The following is a 20,005-nucleotide window of genomic DNA, read 5'->3' on the forward strand; positions in this document are numbered from 1 at the left end:
TGGTCATTGTATCTGAAGTCAGGAGCCCCCGATGTTAAAACATGATTTGAAGATTGCCGAATATGATAACGAGTTGTGGCAAGCCATGACGGGTGAAGTACAGCGTCAAGAAGAACATATTGAGCTGATTGCATCTGAAAACTACACCAGCCCACGAGTCCTTGAAGCACAGGGCTCACAGTTAACGAACAAATATGCGGAAGGTTACCCAAACCGTCGTTATTACGGTGGTTGTGAGTATGTGGATGTGGTGGAGACATTGGCCATTGAGCGTGCCAAAGAATTGTTTGGCGCGTGCTATGCAAACGTGCAACCACACTCGGGCTCGCAAGCAAACTCTGCCGTATTTTTAGCATTATTAGAAGCAGGCGATACAGTGCTCGGCATGAGCTTGGCGCATGGTGGTCACTTGACCCATGGCTCGCCAGTGAACTTCTCAGGCAAGTTATACAACGCAATTCATTACGGGCTTGATGAGAGCACCGGTGAAATCGATTATGACGAAGTGCGCTCTATGGCACTTGAGCATAAGCCGAAAATGATCGTAGCAGGATTCTCTGCGTACTCCGGCATTGTTGACTGGGCAAAGTTCCGTGAAATTGCCGATGAAGTTGGCGCTTATTTCTTAGTGGACATGGCCCACGTAGCCGGTTTGGTTGCAGCAGGTCTGTACCCGAACCCAGTCCCTCATGCTGACGTCGTGACTAGTACCACTCATAAAACCTTGGCAGGCCCACGGAGCGGTCTCATTCTGTCAGGTAAAAACGACGAAGAGTTGCATAAAAAATTGAACAGTGGTGTGTTCCCAGGCAGCCAAGGTGGCCCTTTGTGTCACGTGATTGCCGCCAAAGCTATCGCCTTCAAAGAAGCCATGGAGCCGGAGTTTAAAGCGTACCAACAGCAGGTGTTAGAAAATGCCAATACCATGGTGAAAGTAATGCAAGAACGTGGTTACAAAATCGTTTCTGGCGGCACACAAAACCATTTATTCTTGGTTGATTTAATCGACAAAGGCATTACAGGAAAAGATGCCGATGCGGCGTTAGGGCGTGCTTACATCACGGTGAATAAAAACTCGGTCCCTAATGATCCTCGCTCTCCGTTTGTCACTTCAGGTTTACGGATGGGAACACCAGCCATTACTCGTCGCGGCTTCAAACAAGCCGAAACTGAGCAAGTGGCGAACTGGATCTGTGACGTGCTCGATAATATCGAAAACGAAACGGTTATCGAGCAAGTGCGTGAGAAAGTGAAAGCACTTTGTAAAGAATTCCCAGTCTACAGCAGCAACTAAGGGAAGGATTCGCCTATGCATTGTCCTTTTTGTGGCACACAAGATACCAAAGTGATTGACTCACGACTCGTGAATGACGGCGCCTCGGTGCGCCGTCGACGGGAATGCACCGATTGCAAAGAGCGGTTTACAACCTTTGAAACTGCGGAATTGGTGATGCCACGAGTCATTAAATCCGACGGCACACGTGAACCATTTAATGAGGACAAACTGCGGAGTGGCTTGTTACGGGCACTGGAAAAACGCCCGGTTAGTCTGGAAGCGATTGAACAAGCCATTCAAAACGTCAAATCTTCATTGCGTGCAACCGGTGATCGAGAAGTGACCAGCCAATTGATTGGGGCATTGGTCATGGATAATTTGAAAGCACTGGATAAAGTGGCATACATTCGGTTTGCCTCAGTGTATCGCGCCTTTGAAGATATTCGTGAATTTGGTGAAGAGATTGCTCGACTGAATGACTAATGTGAAGGTAATTCATCAGAAGTACATGCAACGCGCCCTTGAGCTAGCCGCTCTCGGGCGCTTTTCGTCTATGCCAAACCCAATGGTTGGCTGTGTGATTGTGGCAGACGGCACCATTGTCGGCGAAGGCTGGCATGCGAAAGCAGGTGAGCCCCATGCTGAAGTTCATGCCTTACGTGCCGCCGGTGCTGCAGCACGTGGTGCGACAGCGTATGTGACCCTAGAGCCATGCAGTCACCACGGGCGAACCCCGCCCTGTGTGGATGCGTTGTTAGCTGCTGGGATCGGCCACGTTGTGATTGCCATGGAAGATCCTAATCCGTTAGTGAGCGGGCAGGGGATTGCTCGGTTACGGGACCAAGGGGTAGCTGTGACCGTAGGTATATTAGCTGACGCTGCGCGGCGCCTGAATCAAGGGTTTGTGGCACGAATGGAACGTCAGCGTCCGTGGTTGCAAGTGAAAATGGCGGCTAGCATCGATGGTAAAACAGCGTTGGTAAATGGTGAAAGCCAATGGATTACCAGCCCGCAAGCTCGTCAAGATGTGCATCGCTGGCGTGCACAAAGTGGTGCAATCTTAAGCTCAGCGGCGACGGTATTAGCGGATGGCGCGCGCTTAACAGCTCGCCACCCACACGCACAGCAACAGCCATTACGCGTCATTATTGATAGTAAAGGCTTGTTAACTGCAGATTTGCCCTTATTTAAAGAAACCAGTCCAATCCTATTGGTGCAGGCTGAAGAAACTCCCGTCGTGGCGTTTCCTGAGCATGTTGAACGGCTGATACTACCCCTGACGGAGTCCGGGAATATTGACTTGCCGGCGCTGTTTCAAGCGCTGGCAGAGAAGCAAGTAAACCGCGTTTGGACCGAGTGCGGAGCTCAGTTAGCCGGTGCTTTGTTGCAAGCCAATTTGGTTGATGAACTGGTGATTTATCTTGCACCAAAATTAATTGGTGCTGCTGGGTTGAGCTTGGTTGCATTACCAGAATATACAGCCATGGCGCAGATACCAGAATTAACCTTTACAGATGTACGTCAAGTCGGTGATGATCTGCGGATTATTGCTGAGCCTCGAATGACGCTAGGAGACCAATTGTTGTGAGTCAATTACATACAGCTGCAGAAATTATCGAAGATATCCGTCAAGGTAAAATGGTGATCTTGATGGACGATGAAGACCGTGAAAATGAAGGGGATTTAATTCTCGCAGCAGAATGCGTTACCCCTGAAGCGATTAACTTTATGGCTCGCTACGGTCGTGGCTTGATTTGTTTGACCTTAACGGAAGAACGTTGCCAGCAATTGCGTCTGCCCCTGATGGTGGACAAAAATAATTCCCCCTATGCGACGAACTTTACCGTGTCGATTGAAGCGGCGGAAGGGGTTACCACTGGAATTTCTGCCGCAGACCGCGCGCGCACGGTGCAGGCGGCTGTCGCGAAGGATGCGAAACCAAGTGACCTGGTCATGCCAGGGCATATTTTCCCATTAAAAGCCAAGCCCGGCGGTGTCTTAAACCGAGCAGGTCATACCGAAGCTGGTTGTGATCTCGCGCGGTTAGCTGGGTTCGAACCGGCCGCGGTGATTGTTGAAGTTCTGAATGAAGATGGCACCATGGCACGGCGCCCTGATTTAGAAAAGTTCGCCGCCGAACATGGCCTGAAAATCGGTACCATTGCAGACTTAATCGAGTATCGGTCACTCACCGAGAAAACGGTTGAGCGTAAAGCCCATTGTAAGTTGCCAACGGCGTACGGCGAGTTTGAATTGATTACTTATCAAGACACCATTGATATGCAACTTCATTATGCGCTGGTGCGCGGCGAGATTCATGCGGGTGAGCCGGTGAATGTTCGCGTGCATTTACAAGATACTTTCCATGATTTGTTTGCCACTGAGCGGACAGTGAAACGCAGCTGGCCACTGGCCAATGCGATGGAATATATCGGTAAGCATCAAGGGGTGTTGGTGGTGATAGGGCGAGATCAGCGTCCGGCCGATATTCTTGAACAAGTGATGGCCTTTGCAGCCGAAGATCGTGGGGAAGTGAAACCCGTCGCAGCGGCATCGAATGCTTCTCGAAACGTTGGGATTGGCTCACAGATCTTGGCTGATTTGGGAGTGCATCAAATGACCTTAATGAGTTCACCCAAACGCTATTCTGCCTTGTCAGGGTTTGGTTTAGAAGTGGTCGACTTCATCGAAGACGGCGAAGCCGACGACTCAATCTAAACTCAACTCACGAACTCGGTGCCAAATTGCCTTGTGCTGAGGCGCCGAGCCAGCCAGCTGGTCTGCTTGGCGGGCCACAAATCCATTCAAATAATCAATTTCAGTGCGGCGTTGGTGTTTCACGTCCATGTACATGGATGAATAGTTTGCTGACGTTTGCGCAATGACCTGCCACGCCTGCTGCACCAATTCATCGGCATTGAGTGCCAGCTGATGTTGGTGGGCTAACCAGACCAACTCCTCAGCCAGTTTGTGCTGTTCAGCGCGAATTGAGGGAGGTAATTCCCCATTCCGACATTGGTGAATGACTGTAAATGGGTTAATTAAGCAGTTCATGGCTAATTTTTGCCAGCGGCGTTGCTGAATCGAGTCACTCCAATGCACCTCTGGCAGGGCGTTATTGAGAGCCTGTAGGATGGTTTCCGGTGTAGGTGTTGAGGCCTGTTGTGGCTGAGCCCAGCCGAGCCAACTTTCACCTTGTCCTGCATGGACGACCGTTGGCCCGTCGCGATAAGCGCCGTGGATTGTCACCCAGTGCAAGGTGTCGGTAGGTAACAAACTTGGTTCATTATCCAACATGCCGTTATAGCTCAGAATTAAGGTTGATCCCGCAGGTAACGGCCATTGCTGCAATTCATCGAGAAAATCGCCGACACTATACGCCTTGATAGCGGCAAACACGTGCATGGGTTGTGACAACGGCAAATTTTGGGTGCTGAATTGAAACTGCGCGCCCTGCATGCCCAGCGCTACTGATGTGATCTCTGGTTGTCTTAATTTAAGTACGACGTTGTTGCCGCTGCGCTGTAACGATGCCGCCATAAGACTACCAATGGCCCCTTGGCCAACGATCAGCCACTGCATTTATTGTTGCTCCTGATGATATTGTTGCTCTAATCGAGTTAAGGGTTTTCGCAGCGCAATGAGAATGATCAGGCTCGGAACCACCATCACTGCGGTCAGAATAAAGAACAGCTGCCAATCACCCTCTAGCCAATCCACGACGTAGCCACTGTAGGAAGATAGTAAGGTTCGCCCCAGGTTTCCTAATGATGCAAATAAGGCGTACTGAGTGGCGGTAAAGGCGCGGTGACAGAGTAAACTAATGAAGGCGACAAATGCGACCGTGGACCAAGCTCCGGTAAATCCATCAATGAGCACGGCTGCCAGGAGTAAGTTCGTATCGGGACCCACGCCGGCAATCCACGCAAACATCAGGTTTGATGATGCCATGGCGACACCACCAATTAGCAGACCGCGAATAATTCCCACACGTAAATTGACGTAACTGCCTAGAATGGCAAAGATGATGGTGACCCACCAGTTGACCATTTTCGAGTAGATTCCAATTTCCTCGTTGGTGAAGCCCACTTCTTTATAGAAGACAATGGACATCCGTCCCAGGAAAGCTTCGCCCAGCTTAAATAAGAAAATAAAACTTAGAATACCGATGGCGAGCTGCCAGCCGCTCCGCTTAAAAAACTCGGTAATGGGGGCGACGAGCGTGACCGCCAACCATTCTAACCAATGATTGAAGACCGGAGGGGCCTGTTGGTATCGCTGGGACTCACGAACCCAGAATACCGCGATAATTTGGATGCCAATGAGGAGGCACAAATAGCCATAAGCATCTTGCCAGGTGACTTGGGTACCATCGACAAATAAGAATGGAATGGCTCCCAAACCGCTGTAGCCGGTCCACCAGCCTGCGGTCGCCATGGCAGCACCAGCAGATTGGAGTCGTGCTTCATGGGGCCCAAAGGTTTCAATCCGAAACGCATCGATGGCAATGTCTTGGGTGGCGGAAAAAATAGCGATGAGTAGGGCTGCAAAAGCGGCCCACCACAGGTTTTCTACGACCGAAATCTGGCTCAGTAACAAGGTGGCGGCCAAAATTCCGAATAAGCAGAACGCAATCCAAGCACGGCGGGCTCCCAAGTGACGATGGAGCCCAGGGATTCGAATCCGATCGACGAATGGCGCCCACAGCGCATTGATGGAATACACCACAAAGACCACGCCAAATAGCCCGATTGCTGAGCGATTGACGCCCATTTCTTGCAACCAAGCGGAGAGCATGGAACCAATCAACACCCATGGAAAACCGCTAATGACCCCAAACCCGAAGATTGTCCAGAGTCGTGGTTCGCGGTAGACCTTAAGGTCTTGGTACCATGGGGGAGAGGAGGATTGGCTCATGAAGCAGGCAATAATTCGACTTTGAGCAGCACTGGCGGTTGTTTCGGAACATCTGGCCAACCCGTCTGTTCATGAATCCTAGTTTCCACTGTCGCCATTTGCTCCAGTACCTCCATGCCTTCAACCACACTGCCAAACACGGTGTAACCCCAGCGTCGACTAGATGGGTTCAACGACTCGTTGTCATTCACGTTAAAATAGAATTGGCGGGTAGCAGAATGTGGCTCGGACATCCGCGCCATGGCAATGGTGCCGTATTGATTTAACAGGCCATTGCCCGATTCGTTGGGAATGGGCTTAAACATGGTTCGCTCGTTGAACTCCACGTCGTAGCCACCCCCTTGCACCACAAACCCTGGGATGATGCGATGAAAAATCGTCTCGTTATAACTGCCTGACTGCACATAGGTTAAAAAGTTTTCAACGGTGAGTGGGGCTCTGGAACGGTTGAGCTCCACCACAATATCGCCAGCACTGGTGGTGAATTTAACCCGAGGAAACAGGTTGTCCGGTTGCGGTTGCAACGCCTGAGTGGAACAAGAAACCAAGAAGGCCAAAACTAATAATAGATAACGCATCTTACCCTCGTGCTTGATAAATCATGAACTTATTGTTCTGTGCGACGGTTTTTACGGTGCGAAACAGTCGCTTTAATGCATGATAATAAGGCAGATGACGATTAGCCACTACCCATAATTCACCATTTTTCCGTAATACCCGTTTGCTATCGCGAAACATCTGTTGGGCGATATGTTCGGTCACCACATGCTCTTGATGAAATGGTGGATTGCATAAAATTAAGTCGGCACTTTGTGCCGCTCTTGCCGTTAAGCAATCATCGACCACTGTTGTATATTGCGATGACCCTGGCAAGTTGGCTGCGATATTACGGATAACCGATGCGATAGTCAGATACGACTCATCCACAAATTCAATGTGACTCTGGGGAGAAAGTTGCGCATAACGCAAACCGAGGACGCCATTACCACAGCCTAAGTCGATCACCTGCTCGGCACCCGGAGGAGGAAGATGCTCCAGTAAAAAACGGGCACCGATATCCAGTTGGTTGCGAGCAAAAACTCCGGCATGGTGGGATAATTTCAACCCGAACTCTGGTAAGTCCCACTCGCTGATAAAGCGATTTTCATCGAGAGGAACCTGTTTTAAGGTGGCCGTTACGATGCGACACTTTCGTTTGATCAAGGAAAACTCAACCGGTTCACAATAGTGTTCAAACAGCGCCCGCACCGAGGGGGTGAATAATTTACTTTTAGCGGCAGCATATAAGGGCGTGCCAGGTGCTAAGCTGGCGCTTAACTTTGCCAACTGAAATTCAAGTAAACTCAAGCTTTTAGGAAGCTTTAAATACACCACGTCGGTTGTTGCAGGGAGCGGATCTAACGGTGTTAGACGTTGTAATGTATTGGGTAACTGGTTTTGTGCTAAATTATTAAACCAAGCACAATGACTGACATAAGAGTCACTCAGGCTCGCCACTTGAGTTGAGGCCAGTGGCATTAACAATGCCCCCCACTGATCATTCACCAGCAACGGGTTCTGGTCACTGCGTTCGGCAATGATGTCATGCAGCAATTCGTCAGCGGCTTCCCATGCTTGTAATGTATCGCGAGAGGTTTTTGGATATCGGTGCAGTTGCCATTGGCTACTGCCACTAGTCATGATTGTCATGCGCTCACTTGTTATCGACTAAGGTAAATGAATGGTCGGACATTTCACTGTACGACATTCGTGATATGATAGCGAAAAACGACCGCTGACTATATAGGTTTTAACACGTGAAAAAATACGCTGAAATTACCGGCTGGGGTAAATGTTTACCACCTGCCAAATTAACAAACGATGATCTCGCCACTTTTTTAGATACGTCCGATGAGTGGATTCGAACGCGCACAGGAATTGAAGAGCGCCGTGTTAGTGCCGTGGGCACGTCGAAGATGGCGGTGGTTGCAGCGCGTAACGCATTAGCAGCAGCGGGCTTGGACGCTGAAGAACTCGATTTGATTTTAGTGGGTACTTGTACCCCAGATGAGATTATCCCTAACGTGGCATCCGCGGTGCAGCGCGATTTAGGTAATAAAACAGCCGCAGCGTTTGACTTAAACGCGGCATGTAGTAGTTTCTTATATGGGTTGCATTATGCCACCCAAGCCATCCGTACCGGCGCGCATAAAAAAGTCTTGGTGATTGGTGCAGAGCGTTTAACTCGTATCTTGGACTGGACCAAGCGGGAAAGTGCCGTACTGTTCGGTGATGGTGCTGGTGCAATGATTCTGGAAGCCAGTGATGTGGAAAGTGGCCTTTTGGCTTCTCACGTGACCTGCGATGCGGAAGCACGTGATGTATTATCACTTGAATTTGGCATGAGCTTTGACCGGTTTGGGTTTGACGGAATCATGCCATTTAACTTTATCGGCCAGGAAATTTTCAAGCGCGCGGTAAAAGGCATGAACACCGCTGTCGAGCGCGTCTTTGCAGAAACCGGCTTAACCACCGATGACATTGATTCATTGATTCCGCATCAGGCCAATAAACGGTTGATCGACTACCTGGCAAAAATGTGCAATGTGCCGGAAGAAAAAACCGTCATTAACATTCAGAAGTATGGCAACACGTCATCGGCAACCTTGCCGATCGCTTTTTGTGAAGCGGTGGAGCAGGGCATTGTCAAACCGGGAGACACCATTGTCTCTGCGGTGTTTGGTGGCGGTTTAACGTGTGGTGCGGGAATTATTAAATGGGGCCAACGGGTCACTCCAATTCGTGATAATACCGAAACTTTACCGGATACTGGTGAGACAGCGCTCGATTTAATCCTTCCTTTATATCAAGGAACCAAAGCAGCATGGGAAAAACGTGGCGATGAGTGAGTTCATTCTCTCGGAGGTGCGACAGCAGGTACTGTGGCTGACGCTGAACCGACCGGAAAAGAAAAATGCCTTAACGCAAGACATGTATCGCGCGTTAAACCAAGCGTTGCTTGAAGCTGAGCAAGATACCTCGATTGCCGCTGTCGTTATTACCGGGGCAGGCGATAGTTTTACTGCTGGTAATGATTTGCATGATTTTCTAGCGGTGGAAGCTTTGGATGATACCGCGCCTCCGTTTCAATTCTTATACACGTTAAGCCGATTAACCGTGCCAGTGGTGGCGGCGGTTAACGGGCTCGCTATCGGCATTGGCACCACCATTTTACTGCACTGTGATTTGGTTTATGCGAGTAGCAACGCACAATTTGCCTTGCCCTTTATTAATCTGGGCTTGGTGCCTGAAGCCGGTTCGAGTTTATTGCTCCCGCAACGAGTGGGGTATCTCAACGCAGCTGAATTGCTATTGTTAGGGGATTCCTTCAGTGCTCAGCAAGCGTTGGAGTTTGGCTTGGTGAATCGTGTGGTGGAGCCGGATGCGTTACTGGAAACCGTCACTACAGTTACCAGTGCCCTGGCGGCGAAACCGCAAGGTAGTTTACGGGCCAGCAAGCAACTGATGAAGTTACCCCCTGAAACGGTGGCAGAGCGGATTGGGCGTGAGGCGACTGTCTTTGCTCAAGCGTTAACGTCAGATGCGGCACGAGCAGCAATTCACGCCGTCTTACAGCGTAAGAAATAACCTCCTGTTTAATAAACCAGCAGTCGGTTGCAATAGCCTTGCGACCCCTGCTGCTTTAAGCGATAATGCTCGCGTTATGGCGACCTCATTGGTCCCCTCGCAACATGAACTGGCGAACCCGGTCAGGCCCGGAAGGGAGCAGCCGTAGTCAGGGAAATGTGTGCCGGGGTGTGGCTGGTGGGGTTGCCTCCCTTCGATACTGTCTTGCTGTCCCATTGAAAACACGTCAAACTACACTGAATCCAGTGTGCTTTCTGCATCCTTTCAAAAATAATTCATAATCATGACTGAGGACCGCATGGCAAAAAATATCAAACCCGTTTATTACGGTGAGTATCTGCAGCTAGATAAACTGCTTGATGCTCAGTCCCCCCATAGCAAGCGATATGGCCCAGAGGCACATGATGAAATGCTCTTTATCATTGTGCACCAAGTTTATGAACTGTGGTTTAAACAAGTGCTGCACGAATTATGGAGCATTCATCGCGAGTTTCAACAGCCAGAACTTGATGATAGAGCGATGCAAACCGTGGTCCATCGATTACGACGAGTCTTAGCGATTCAAGAGCTAATGAATCAGCAAGTCGGCATCATTGAGACCATGACTCCCCAAGAGTTTTTAGAGTTTCGGGATTATTTGGTGCCTGCGTCTGGCTTTCAGAGTATTCAATTTAAAGAGTTAGAGATTCTATTAGGCCTGACCCGTGACACTCGTATTACTTACGATCAAGCGTCATTTTATAGTCGTTTGAATGATAGCGACCGCGCTTACTTGGAGCAACTAGAGCAACAACCGAGTTTATTTGATGGGGTGGATCAATGGTTGGCTCGCATGCCATTTTTGGAATTCGATGATTTCAGTTTTTGGGACATGTATCAGCAAGCAGTCACGCGTGCCTTGGATAGGGATGAACAAATCATTCGCAATAACATTACGAGTGAGCAAGAACTCAACGCTGAGCTCGCCAACCTGCAAGTGAATAGAAACAATTTCTCTGCATTATTTGATAGCGAAAGTTATGGTTCGTTACAGGCAGAACAGCGCGTGCGTTTATCACAGCGTGCCATGTTAAGTGCCTTATTTATTACCCAGTATCGTGAAGAACCCGCATTTCACCTCGCGTACCAAGTGATTACAGCACTCATTGAAATGGATGAGAAACTTACCATTTGGCGCTACAAACATGCCATGATGGTGCAGCGCATGATTGGTACGAAAATTGGGACAGGTGGCTCTTCAGGGCATGATTACTTACGCCGAACCACAGAACAGAATCGGGTATTTAGAGACTTTTTTGCGATGGCGACTTATTTACTTCCCAAGCATGACTTACCTGACTTACCGCCATTACTACGTCAAGCACTGGGCTTCCATTTCCAACAACGGCCTAAGGACGAGGGCGCTGCTCCTGCTGGAACCAATTGATCGCTTGATGCAGCGAACGCAGTTGATGCGCTAAATGTTCCGACAACCACTGGCTTCGCTGGCTGGTTGTCGCTTGCTCTAGGCGACGCAAGTTACGGCGCAGCTCGTGAATGTAATCTTGCGGGTGATCGACGTCCTGATTGAATAACTGAGGATCAAACCAACCTGCAAAAGCATCAGCATTGATATTCAGTTGCTGTAGTTGGTGTTCTAACCGCTCGATTTGCTGTGTAAGCCGTTGTTTCAGTTGTGGATCCATTTGCTTCTCTTTTAGATGTGATTCTATTCAGTGCGTCATACCCTAGAAATAAGGTAAGTGTACTGTAAATACCTCGGTGAAACTACGAGCTCAATTTGAAGTGAATCAGGCTCCCTCAACCCACCCTAATTATCTTAAGTGTTAAGATTGTGTGAGCAGATGGAATGAATTGGAGCCTGTCTATTTTAGCCCACTTAGGCTGTTGACATTGTCTTATTGATCGTGGGAGTATTGAGCATTATTACCTTGGTGTACTCCACAGGTAGTAGCTGCAAGTGTTGATTAAATTCTATTCGTCACTCAATAACTGGGAGGCTAACGGTGTGTTACCGTTATGCTAATAAGTTAAGTCAAATTGGTTGGGAACTATGACCAAAGTAATCAATAAAAGCAAAATTGCTGCAGCCCTCGTCGGCATGTTCGCAATTGCAGGTAGCGCAACAGTCGCTGCCCAACAGATTTCTACGTTGCAAAACGAAGAAGCAAAAATTCACACAGCTGACAAGCGGTCACAAGAAAAAATCGATTCTTTGTTCGAGCAGAGCCAAGAATTACTATTTGAATACCGCCGTGTCGTGGACGAGTATGAAAACCTCAAGGTGTATAACGACCACGTTCAGCGTTTAGTGGATGACCAAAATGCATCACTGGCTTCTCTACAGCGCCAGATCGACGGCATTGAAGCAACTAAGCAAGGCGTAGTTCCTTTGATGTACAAAATGATCGACGCTTTGGAGCAGTTTGTGCAACTGGACCTTCCAATTCATAAAGAAAGTCGTTTAGAGCGTGTTGCGCGTTTACGCGACATCATGGGCGCTTCAAACGTGACTACGTCTGAGCAATTCCGTCAGATCACTGAAGCTTATCAAGCTGAAATGGACTACGGTGCAGGTTTAATTGCCTATGAAGGCAAGCTGCAATTTGGTGGAGAAGAAATCGCAGTTGATTACTTCCACTTAGGGCGCGTTGCATTGTTGGCACAATCAACCGACTTGAAAAACGGTTGGATTTACAACAATAACTCTGGGGAGTGGGAAGCGTTAGACGATTCTTACTTGAACTCATTAACTCAAGCGATTCGTATGGCGCGGAAGCAAACCGCACCTGATTTGATTAAACTGCCAATCTATGCAGCGGAGCGTGCAGAATGAACAAACTAGTGAAATCTTTGCTGGTAGCAGCAGCATTCTCATTATCAGCTGGCGCAAGCGTTGCCTATGCGCAAGAGGAAGCAAAGTCACTTGACCAATTATTAGAAATGGTTAAGCAGAACCGTGCTGCTTCTCAACGTATTAACGCAGAACGTGAAGCAGAGTTCACTTCGGCGCGTGCTGATAAGCAAGCATTGTTAACCAATGCTAAACGTCAATTAGCGAATGAAAAATCTCGCGGTGAGCGTTTGCAACGTGAGTTCGCTGAGAACGAAGTTTCTTTAGCAAATAAAGAAGAAGAATTGAAAAACGCAATGGGTACTTTAGGTGAAATCGTTGGGGTAGCACGTGGTGCTGCATCTGACACGATTGGCCGTATCGCTACCTCAATTGTAAGTGCTCAATATCCAGGTCGTGAAGTGGTGTTGGAAAGTATCGCTGAAGCGCGTGAAGTCCCAACTATCGCTGAACTCGAAGAACTGTGGTTAGCATGGTTAACCGAAATGCGTGAATCAGGCCGTGTGGTCAAGTTTAACGCAGACGTGGCTGTGAGCGGTTCAACTGCCAATCTTGAAGTCACTCGTGTAGGTGTCTTTAACTTAATCGCTGATAGCAAGTACTTCCGCTACAACGACAGCGTGGGTGAAATTCAAGAGTTGGGCCGTCAGCCTGATGGATACGTGACCTCAGCAGCAGGCAAGTTTGAGCAAACTCAATCTGGCTACGCACCACTTTACATTGACCCGGCGCGCGGCCAAATCTTGAACTTAGCAATCCAGAAAGCAACCCTTTCTGAGCGTTATCACCAAGGTGGCACTGTTGGTTACGTTATTACCGCAGTACTTATCATTGGTATCTTGATTGCTATCTACAAGTTCATCACTTTAACGGCTGAAGCAGGTAAAATGCGTTCACAGTTGAAGAATATCGAAAACCCATCATCGAATAACGCGTTGGGTCGTATTCTGACTGTTTACAAAGAAAACCAAGCGGTTGACGTTGAAACCTTAGAAATGAAACTTGACGAAGCTATTTTACGTGAAACTCCACGTATCGATAGCGGCGTTAACATCATCAAAGTTTTTGCAGCGATTGCACCATTATTAGGTCTACTTGGTACTGTTGTGGGTATGATCGGTACGTTCCAATCAATCACATTGTTCGGTACAGGTGACCCGAAAATTATGGCTGGCGACATTTCAATGGCGTTGGTAACAACTGCACAAGGTCTGATCGCCGCAATTCCATTGATTCTAGTTCACTCTGTTGTGGCTGCACGTGCAAAATCGATCGTTCAGGTACTCGATGAGCAAGCTACTGGTATCGTAGCTGCGCATGCGGAGAAGAAGGGGTAATCCTATGAACTACCTGGTGGGACTTTGGGAATCTATCAGGGATTTTTTAGCGACCGGTGGCGACGTGTTGTACGTCGTCATGGGAGCACTCTTCATCATGTGGGTTCTCATGATTGAGCGCTTCTGGTTCTTGACCAGCGAGTATCCAAAACTTCGTAATAATATTATTGCGAAATGGAATGCCCGCTCGGATACCACCTCATGGTACGCTCATAAAATTCGTGATGCATGGCTTTCTGAAGCCGAAGATAAACTTAATGCACGTATTTTGTTGATCAAAACATGTGTTGCGCTGTGTCCATTAATTGGGCTGTTAGGAACCGTTACGGGTATGATTACAGTGTTTGAAATCATGGCCGTACAGGGGACTGGTAACCCGCGTTTGATGGCGTCAGGTATTTCAATGGCGACCATCCCAACGATGGCAGGAATGGTTGCAGCATTGTCAGGTATGTACTTTGCGACGCGCTTAGAAGCTCGGGTTCGTAAAGCGAAGAACAAATTGATTGACAGTTTGCCACATCATTAAGAGAGAATAACTATGGCACGTAAACGTTTTCAGGAAGAGGAAGAAGCAGCGATTGATATGACACCGATGTTGGACATCGTGTTCATCATGTTAATCTTCTTCATCGTGACGACCTCTTTCGTTAAAGAAGCAGGTATTGACGTGAGCAAGCCAGAAGCGAGTCAAGCGCAGGCGAAACCGTCTGCCAACATCTTCATCGCTATTCGTGCGAATGGTGAAGTGTGGATGGACAAGCGTATGGTTGATGTTGAGCGCGTTGGTGCAAACATTGAGCGTCTATTGGCAGAACAGCCAACTGATATCGTCGTGATTCAGGCGGACAAAGAAGCCAAGCATGGTACTGTCGTAAAAGTCATGGATCAAATCAAGGAAGCGGGTATCGATAAGATATCCATTGCTGCAGAGGTCGAATAATATGGTGCGCTTCATAGTATCATTACTATTGGGTGCTGTAGCTACGTTCCTTCTGTTCGCTTTCATGGCTTATTTGATTAGCGGTGGGGACGGACGGAAAGACGTACCTCCGCCTACACCACCTATTGAGATTGTGACAACACCACCGGATTCTGATGTGGATAGGATTCGACGGACTCCGCCGCCGCCGCCACCACCACCTCAGCAGCCGCCCCAAACTCCTCAGGCCGAGCCTGATACATCGAGTGACGGGCTGAACTTTAACCCGGACTTCGGTAATGTCGAAATTTCGACTGATACAGGGTTGGGAACAGGTGGTTTGGCAGTCGCCGACGGGGATGCTACCCCGATTGTCCGAATCAACCCTCGCTATCCGCCAGCGGCGGCACGTGATGGGCTTGAAGGATGGGTGATGCTGCGCTTCACAATTGACGAAACAGGTGGTGTGACTGACGTTGAAGTAATTAACTCTGAGCCGCGTCGAGTATTCGACCAAGAAGCTCGTCGAGCATTGCTACGTTGGAAATATAAGCCAAAAGTTGTTGATGGAAAGCCGGTTCGTCAGCCTGGCCAAACCGTTCAGCTTGATTTCAAGTTGGATATGGAGTAACAGATGATGCACAAAAAACTCACAACGTTATTAAGTGCGAGTGTATTGTGTTCTGTGATGGCAGTAGCTTCGGCTACTGTCCACGCACAGGAAATCAATTACAATTTGCCATCAGCAGAGCAAGTTCAAGCTGCGAAAGACGCACGTCGTAACCAAGTGGTAAGCGAACGAGTTGGTCGCCGTTTGATCAAAGCCCTCGACATGTATACTGAACAGGAAGATGTGAAGGGTGCTATTGCCGAGTTGGAAGCAGCGGGTGCGCGTGATTCTTTTGACGTGGCGTATGTGAACCGTTTTTTAGGGAACCTGTACGCTGCAGATGAGCAGTTTGACCGCGCGATTCAACTGGTTAAACAGGCTGCTGACTCCAATGAATTGGGCTGGAGCGATCACGCGTCAGTGTTAAAGCTGACCGCCGATTTGGCATTACAAACAGAACAATACAAGCTTGCACTTGAGTATTACGGGAAATGGTTACAATTTACCGGTGAGCGTGATGCAGACGTCTTTATGCGTATTGCAAACGCTTTTTACGAGTTGAAGCAATTTGATAAAGTGATTCGCCCAGCGGACTTATCGATTGCAGCTTTTCGTGAAAAAGGTGAAGAAAACCGTAACCCTTATATTCTGAAAATCGCTTCTTACTACGAGAGCCAAAAGTACGCTGAAGCCATCAAAGTCTTGGAAACTGGGTTAGAAGTTTTACCGGGTGAGAAAGGCTGGTGGAGTCAGTTGGGCATGATGTATATGCTCGTAGAAGATATGGGCAAAGCGTTGCAGACAATGGAGATTGCTTATTTAGCTGGTTATCTTGATAAAGAAAATCAGTTTAAAGCGCTCGCTCAATTGTACTCGAACAACCTGATTCCATATAAAGCAGCGACGACCATGCTGAAGCATATCGAAGCCGGCGATATTGAAAAAACGATGCGCAACTACCAAATGGTGGCGAGTAGTTTTGAACAATCTCGTGACTTTGATAAAGCAGCTGTTCAGTTTGAGAAGGCAGCTCAATATGCTGAAGCTCGTGAAGATAAAGCCGATATGTACCGCCGTCAAGGTAATGCGTACATTCGCGCAGAAGAGTACACGAAAGCTGTTGCTGCGTTATTGAAAGCACTCGAGAACGATGTTGAAAATCCGGGTCGTGTTTACATGTCGATTACCGAGGCTCACTTCTACAACAATAACTTCCGCGAAGCGCTGAAGTATGTTCAAGAAGCGAAGAAATTCTCGAACGAGCGACGCAATGCGTCAAGCTGGGAACAGTATATTCGTTCGAAAGCTTCGAATCGTGGCATCACCTTATAAGCGATATCGTTTATCCGTAAAAACCCCGCCACCTGCGGGGTTTTTTTATTGATGATGATTGGCTTATTGAGCCCCGCTAATAATTCGAGTATGATCCGCATCGAAAATTTTTATGAAGTGAGGAGGTTGTAGTTATGGCTCACGAAGAAAACTTCCGTGATGAATCTGGGGTAATAATGGGCTGGCTTGCTGCCATTGTGTTTGTGGCTGTGCCTTTATTGCCTGCAGTTCTATCATGGATCAAATTCTTTTCAGCATAGGCTGTAAACGACAGTAGGGATTCTATGTCATTGCATTTATTGTTGGTTGAGGATAAACCAACGACCCGGGAGCAACTGTTGCAATTTCTTGCGCAGACCCCGTTCACGGTAAGCTGCGCCAATGATGGTTTAGAAGGCTTAAACCGCTGTAAAACTGAGTCATTTGATGTGGTGCTAGTGGATCATAAAATGCCGCTCATGGATGGGTTGGCGTTGATTAAAAGTTTGCGGCAGCTACCTGCCTACCGCGCAGTACCCATTATCTTGATGACCACACTCGACAGTGCACAAGTAGACCCGTTAGCTGAAAAAGCAGGGGCGAGTTTGTGTCTGTCGAAACCAATTAATGGTGCTCGTTTAATTGAGTTATTGGATGATTTAGCAAGGACCATTGCTCAACCGCAACAAAGCACTGCGTAAGGGGGCGAGGTGAACCTCACCAACGTAATTGCTGCGATACCTGATTACCCAAAGCCTGGTGTAATATTCCGAGATATAACGCCCTTATTGGCAGACGGGAAGGTGTTCCAACAGGTGATTGACCAGTTTGCGGAGCGTTATCGCCCGTTGGGCGTGACCAAAGTCGTCGGCATCGAAGCGCGTGGCTTTATATTTGCGACGGCACTCGCCTATGCACTCGGAATTGGATTTGTACCCTTGCGCAAGCCGGGCAAATTACCGCGGGCGACCCTTTCACAGACCTACGCCTTGGAATACGGCGAAGATACCCTCGAAATTCACGTTGATGATATTCAGCCCGGTGAGCGGGTGGTTATCATGGACGATTTGTTGGCGACCGGCGGAACGGTGATGGCAGCCATCGAATTGCTTCGCCGTCAACAAGCGGACATTGTTGAATGTGCATTTGTAATCACACTCAATGATTTAGAAGGGCATTCGCGTTTAGCTAATGCGGCGATTCCCTACTATACGCTGTGTACGTTTTAAGGTAAGTTAGTAACCCTAAGTTAGTGATCGAGAGAGAAGCGATTAGCATGAGCTATCAGGTCCTCGCCCGCAAATGGCGACCGCGCATATTTGCCGAGGTTGTCGGGCAACAACATGTTCTGCAGCCACTGATGAATGCGTTACAAACAGGACGTCTTCATCATGCGTGGTTGTTGACTGGTACCCGCGGGGTAGGGAAAACGACGATTGCTCGGATTTTGGCTAAAAGCTTAAACTGCGAGCAAGGCGTCACGGCAGAACCTTGTGGCCAATGTGGAGCTTGTACCGCCATTGACCAGGGCCGCTTTGTTGATTTGCTGGAAATTGACGCCGCATCACGGACAAAAGTTGAAGATACCCGAGAGCTGTTAGATAACGTGCAATACGCCCCAACGCAAGGGCGCTTTAAAGTTTATCTGATTGACGAAGTCCACATGTTATCGCGTCACAGCTTTAATGCGCTGCTAAAGACACTCGAAGAACCGCCAGCGCATGTCAAATTTCTATTGGCGACCACTGACCCTCAAAAGCTTCCAATCACTGTTCTGTCCCGTTGTTTACAATTCAATTTGAAGGCTTTATCACGGGATGAAATTGCGGCCCATTTGGCCCAGGTATTAACGGCTGAGAATATCCCTTTTGACGCAGCTGCGCTGCAGTTATTAGCACGTGCAGCGCAAGGTAGTATGCGCGATGCGTTGAGTTTAACAGATCAAGCTATTGCGCAAGGCAACCAAGCGGTTGTGATGGAAGGGGTCCAACAAATGCTGGGCAGTGTCCCCAGTTATCAGTTAGTGAACCTTTTACAATGTATCTTGTTGGGGCAAGCAGACAGCCTGTTTGAATTACTTGAACAGGTGGCAAGTCAAGTGCCTGATCTGAGTGGCTTATTACCTGAGCTACAAAACCTTTGTCACCAAATGGCACTCTATCAAGCCGTTCCAGCGACCGCTCAAGCAACGGGGTTAACAGCGGAAGCACAAACCTTAGCTCAGCAAATTCCTGCTGAACTATTGCAAGTTTTTTATGATATTTTGGTGCAAGGCCGCCGTGATTTACAGTACGCCAGCGATGTGCGTAGTGGGGTCGAAATGACGCTGTTGCGGTTGCTTGCGTTTCGCCCCCAACAGTTGGATATTGTCGAAACGACACCGACTGAGAATACCGCGCCAGTGCCGATGATTAAAGTGGACGAAGCGTCTGAGTTGCAAGCGGCAGCTGAACCTCAGCCAAGCGCACCACCGCAAGTAGCAATGGCACCCGTGCCACAGGTTGAGCCTCAACCAGAACCTGAGCCAGCGCCAGAGTCAGAGTCAGAGCGCGAAGCACCCGCGATGGATCTCAAGGCATTGTTGGCAACCCGAGAAGCATTGGCGCAAAAAAAAAATTGTGAAACCCTAGATAGTTCAGTCCAGCATACGTTACCACCAGAAATGGAACCTGAGCCCGAGGTTGTTGCAGCATCCTCCTTAGCGCTCACAGTGGAGAGCCCAGAGGTTGTTGAATTGCCGATAGAACTAGCTGAAACGACGCGTTCTGCAGCCGAGGTTGATCGCTGGGCAGCGTTGGTCGAAGAACTGGATGTGCATGGGTTAACGCGTCAATTTGTCCGTCATTGTGTGCTACAACAGCAGCAAGGGCGTCACTTTTTAATGGTTCGTAAAAGCTGGGCCTATTTGTTGAATGAAAGCATGGCCAGTCGAGTAAAAGAAGCCCTGGCAAATCAGTACCAACTTCATATTGCTGATGTGCTAGTGGGCGATACTGACACACCAACGCCTGCGGAAATTCAAGATAAAATTAATGAGCAACGATTGCAGCAAGCTGAACAAGCTTTAGCACAAGATACGTTTGCGCAGCAATTAGAGAAACAATTGGGAGCCCAGCTCATCGCTGACTCCGTTAAACCCATTTAGTAGAAA

General features: G+C 48.5%; 22 protein-coding genes and 1 other RNA gene. 18 read left to right on the top strand and 5 right to left on the bottom strand.

Annotation, left to right across the window (positions count from 1 at the left end; genetic code table 11):
- Window positions 1–31: 31 nt before the first annotated feature.
- The 4 genes from glyA to ribBA are packed head-to-tail and all read left to right on the top strand — an operon-like array spanning window position 32 to window position 3,994.
- Window positions 32–1,294: a serine hydroxymethyltransferase gene (gene glyA / locus BLP64_RS05435; protein WP_092592551.1), complete on the top strand. Its 1,263-nt coding sequence runs from the start codon at window positions 32–34 to the stop codon at window positions 1,292–1,294.
- A gap of 15 nt (window positions 1,295–1,309) precedes the next feature.
- Window positions 1,310–1,759 carry a transcriptional regulator NrdR gene (gene nrdR, locus BLP64_RS05440; RefSeq protein ID WP_092592553.1) on the top strand — a complete coding sequence of 150 codons (450 nt, stop codon included), beginning with the start codon at window positions 1,310–1,312 and terminating at the stop codon, window positions 1,757–1,759.
- A complete protein-coding gene (ribD, locus tag BLP64_RS05445) occupies window positions 1,752–2,864 on the top strand; it encodes a bifunctional diaminohydroxyphosphoribosylaminopyrimidine deaminase/5-amino-6-(5-phosphoribosylamino)uracil reductase RibD (protein WP_092592555.1) in 1,113 nt (370 codons plus the stop codon). Before nrdR ends, ribD begins: the two co-directional genes overlap by 8 nt.
- Entirely contained in the window at window positions 2,861–3,994 is a 1,134-nt protein-coding gene (gene ribBA / locus BLP64_RS05450; RefSeq protein ID WP_092592557.1) for a bifunctional 3,4-dihydroxy-2-butanone-4-phosphate synthase/GTP cyclohydrolase II, read from the top strand. The genes ribD and ribBA overlap by 4 nt, the downstream gene beginning before the upstream one ends.
- Here the strand turns inward: ribBA and BLP64_RS05455 are convergent.
- Genes BLP64_RS05455 through BLP64_RS05470 form a run of 4 tightly spaced genes read right to left on the bottom strand, consistent with a single transcriptional unit; the run spans window position 3,986 to window position 7,882 of the window.
- Window positions 3,986–4,858, bottom strand: coding sequence for a ketopantoate reductase family protein (locus BLP64_RS05455; RefSeq protein WP_092592559.1), 873 nt, complete (start codon window positions 4,856–4,858; stop codon window positions 3,986–3,988). The two genes, ribBA and BLP64_RS05455, sit on opposite strands and share 9 nt — an antisense overlap.
- On the bottom strand, window positions 4,859–6,193 hold the full coding sequence (locus BLP64_RS05460) for an AmpG family muropeptide MFS transporter (protein WP_092592561.1): 1,335 nt from the start codon (window positions 6,191–6,193) through the stop codon (window positions 4,859–4,861).
- A complete protein-coding gene (locus BLP64_RS05465) occupies window positions 6,190–6,771 on the bottom strand; it encodes a peptidylprolyl isomerase (RefSeq protein ID WP_092592563.1) in 582 nt (193 codons plus the stop codon). Before BLP64_RS05465 ends, BLP64_RS05460 begins: the two co-directional genes overlap by 4 nt.
- A gap of 1 nt (window position 6,772) precedes the next feature.
- Window positions 6,773–7,882, bottom strand: a complete 1,110-nt coding sequence (locus tag BLP64_RS05470) for a methyltransferase (RefSeq protein ID WP_092592565.1) — start codon at window positions 7,880–7,882, stop codon at window positions 6,773–6,775.
- Window positions 7,883–7,989: 107 nt separating this feature from the next.
- On the opposite strand from BLP64_RS05470, the gene BLP64_RS05475 reads away from it, so the two are divergent.
- The 4 genes from BLP64_RS05475 (at window position 7,990) to BLP64_RS05490 (ending at window position 11,246) form a co-directional block, all read left to right on the top strand.
- A complete protein-coding gene (locus BLP64_RS05475; RefSeq protein WP_092592567.1) occupies window positions 7,990–9,081 on the top strand; it encodes a ketoacyl-ACP synthase III in 1,092 nt (363 codons plus the stop codon).
- Window positions 9,074–9,820 carry an enoyl-CoA hydratase gene (locus BLP64_RS05480; protein ID WP_092592569.1) on the top strand — a complete coding sequence of 249 codons (747 nt, stop codon included), beginning with the start codon at window positions 9,074–9,076 and terminating at the stop codon, window positions 9,818–9,820. Before BLP64_RS05475 ends, BLP64_RS05480 begins: the two co-directional genes overlap by 8 nt.
- An 86-nt stretch (window positions 9,821–9,906) precedes the next feature.
- Window positions 9,907–10,003: signal recognition particle sRNA small type (ffs, locus tag BLP64_RS05485), an RNA gene on the top strand.
- A 115-nt stretch (window positions 10,004–10,118) separates the two neighbouring features.
- Window positions 10,119–11,246, top strand: a complete 1,128-nt coding sequence (locus BLP64_RS05490) for a tryptophan 2,3-dioxygenase family protein (RefSeq protein ID WP_092592571.1) — start codon at window positions 10,119–10,121, stop codon at window positions 11,244–11,246.
- Here the strand turns inward: BLP64_RS05490 and priC are convergent.
- Window positions 11,209–11,505 (bottom strand): primosomal replication protein PriC, encoded by a 297-nt coding sequence (gene priC / locus BLP64_RS05495; RefSeq protein WP_092592573.1) that lies wholly within the window; start codon window positions 11,503–11,505, stop codon window positions 11,209–11,211. The two genes, BLP64_RS05490 and priC, sit on opposite strands and share 38 nt — an antisense overlap.
- Window positions 11,506–11,873: 368 nt before the next feature.
- Between priC and BLP64_RS05500 the strand changes: the two genes are divergently transcribed.
- From BLP64_RS05500 to dnaX, 10 genes are all read left to right on the top strand, one after another.
- On the top strand, window positions 11,874–12,656 hold the full coding sequence (locus BLP64_RS05500; protein WP_092592575.1) for a DUF3450 domain-containing protein: 783 nt from the start codon (window positions 11,874–11,876) through the stop codon (window positions 12,654–12,656).
- Window positions 12,653–14,011, top strand: a complete 1,359-nt coding sequence (locus BLP64_RS05505; RefSeq protein ID WP_092592577.1) for a MotA/TolQ/ExbB proton channel family protein — start codon at window positions 12,653–12,655, stop codon at window positions 14,009–14,011. Before BLP64_RS05500 ends, BLP64_RS05505 begins: the two co-directional genes overlap by 4 nt.
- Window positions 14,012–14,015: 4 nt before the next feature.
- Entirely contained in the window at window positions 14,016–14,540 is a 525-nt protein-coding gene (locus BLP64_RS05510) for a MotA/TolQ/ExbB proton channel family protein (RefSeq protein ID WP_092592579.1), read from the top strand.
- Window positions 14,541–14,552: 12 nt separating this feature from the next.
- Window positions 14,553–14,954 (top strand): ExbD/TolR family protein, encoded by a 402-nt coding sequence (locus BLP64_RS05515; protein WP_092592581.1) that lies wholly within the window; start codon window positions 14,553–14,555, stop codon window positions 14,952–14,954.
- A gap of 1 nt (window position 14,955) precedes the next feature.
- Window positions 14,956–15,564 carry an energy transducer TonB gene (locus BLP64_RS05520; RefSeq protein WP_092592583.1) on the top strand — a complete coding sequence of 203 codons (609 nt, stop codon included), beginning with the start codon at window positions 14,956–14,958 and terminating at the stop codon, window positions 15,562–15,564.
- A gap of 3 nt (window positions 15,565–15,567) precedes the next feature.
- Window positions 15,568–16,875, top strand: coding sequence for a tetratricopeptide repeat protein (locus tag BLP64_RS05525; protein WP_233340112.1), 1,308 nt, complete (start codon window positions 15,568–15,570; stop codon window positions 16,873–16,875).
- Between the two features lie 134 nt (window positions 16,876–17,009).
- Window positions 17,010–17,135 carry a hypothetical protein gene (locus BLP64_RS10960; RefSeq protein WP_267888208.1) on the top strand — a complete coding sequence of 42 codons (126 nt, stop codon included), beginning with the start codon at window positions 17,010–17,012 and terminating at the stop codon, window positions 17,133–17,135.
- 24 nt (window positions 17,136–17,159) lie between these two features.
- The gene (locus tag BLP64_RS05530; protein WP_092592585.1) at window positions 17,160–17,555 is read left to right on the top strand and encodes a response regulator; all 396 of its coding nucleotides are present in this window, start codon (window positions 17,160–17,162) and stop codon (window positions 17,553–17,555) included.
- A 9-nt stretch (window positions 17,556–17,564) separates the two neighbouring features.
- Window positions 17,565–18,083 (top strand): adenine phosphoribosyltransferase, encoded by a 519-nt coding sequence (locus tag BLP64_RS05535; protein WP_092592587.1) that lies wholly within the window; start codon window positions 17,565–17,567, stop codon window positions 18,081–18,083.
- Between the two features lie 47 nt (window positions 18,084–18,130).
- Window positions 18,131–19,999: a DNA polymerase III subunit gamma/tau gene (gene dnaX / locus BLP64_RS05540; protein WP_092592589.1), complete on the top strand. Its 1,869-nt coding sequence runs from the start codon at window positions 18,131–18,133 to the stop codon at window positions 19,997–19,999.
- The last annotated feature ends 6 nt before the right edge of the window (window positions 20,000–20,005 follow it).

Origin of the sequence: Pseudidiomarina indica (assembly GCF_900104245.1) — a bacterium.
Taxonomy (GTDB): domain Bacteria; phylum Pseudomonadota; class Gammaproteobacteria; order Enterobacterales; family Alteromonadaceae; genus Pseudidiomarina; species Pseudidiomarina indica.

Bases quoted from the DNA above. Each gene is read 5' to 3' on its own strand.
- BLP64_RS05465 (WP_092592563.1), bottom strand. From the start codon at position 6,771: ATGCGTTATCTATTATTAGTTTTGGCCTTCTTGGTTTCTTGTTCCACT.
- BLP64_RS05525 (WP_233340112.1), top strand. From the start codon at position 15,568: ATGATGCACAAAAAACTCACAACGTTATTAAGTGCGAGTGTATTGTGT.
- glyA (WP_092592551.1), top strand. From the start codon at position 32: ATGTTAAAACATGATTTGAAGATTGCCGAATATGATAACGAGTTGTGG.
- BLP64_RS05460 (WP_092592561.1), bottom strand. From the start codon at position 6,193: ATGAGCCAATCCTCCTCTCCCCCATGGTACCAAGACCTTAAGGTCTAC.
- BLP64_RS10960 (WP_267888208.1), top strand. From the start codon at position 17,010: ATGGCTCACGAAGAAAACTTCCGTGATGAATCTGGGGTAATAATGGGC.
- nrdR (WP_092592553.1), top strand. From the start codon at position 1,310: ATGCATTGTCCTTTTTGTGGCACACAAGATACCAAAGTGATTGACTCA.
- BLP64_RS05470 (WP_092592565.1), bottom strand. From the start codon at position 7,882: ATGACAATCATGACTAGTGGCAGTAGCCAATGGCAACTGCACCGATAT.
- BLP64_RS05530 (WP_092592585.1), top strand. From the start codon at position 17,160: ATGTCATTGCATTTATTGTTGGTTGAGGATAAACCAACGACCCGGGAG.
- BLP64_RS05455 (WP_092592559.1), bottom strand. From the start codon at position 4,858: ATGCAGTGGCTGATCGTTGGCCAAGGGGCCATTGGTAGTCTTATGGCG.
- BLP64_RS05510 (WP_092592579.1), top strand. From the start codon at position 14,016: ATGAACTACCTGGTGGGACTTTGGGAATCTATCAGGGATTTTTTAGCG.
- BLP64_RS05490 (WP_092592571.1), top strand. From the start codon at position 10,119: ATGGCAAAAAATATCAAACCCGTTTATTACGGTGAGTATCTGCAGCTA.
- BLP64_RS05515 (WP_092592581.1), top strand. From the start codon at position 14,553: ATGGCACGTAAACGTTTTCAGGAAGAGGAAGAAGCAGCGATTGATATG.
- priC (WP_092592573.1), bottom strand. From the start codon at position 11,505: ATGGATCCACAACTGAAACAACGGCTTACACAGCAAATCGAGCGGTTA.
- BLP64_RS05505 (WP_092592577.1), top strand. From the start codon at position 12,653: ATGAACAAACTAGTGAAATCTTTGCTGGTAGCAGCAGCATTCTCATTA.
- ribD (WP_092592555.1), top strand. From the start codon at position 1,752: ATGACTAATGTGAAGGTAATTCATCAGAAGTACATGCAACGCGCCCTT.
- BLP64_RS05520 (WP_092592583.1), top strand. From the start codon at position 14,956: ATGGTGCGCTTCATAGTATCATTACTATTGGGTGCTGTAGCTACGTTC.
- dnaX (WP_092592589.1), top strand. From the start codon at position 18,131: ATGAGCTATCAGGTCCTCGCCCGCAAATGGCGACCGCGCATATTTGCC.
- BLP64_RS05480 (WP_092592569.1), top strand. From the start codon at position 9,074: ATGAGTGAGTTCATTCTCTCGGAGGTGCGACAGCAGGTACTGTGGCTG.
- BLP64_RS05500 (WP_092592575.1), top strand. From the start codon at position 11,874: ATGACCAAAGTAATCAATAAAAGCAAAATTGCTGCAGCCCTCGTCGGC.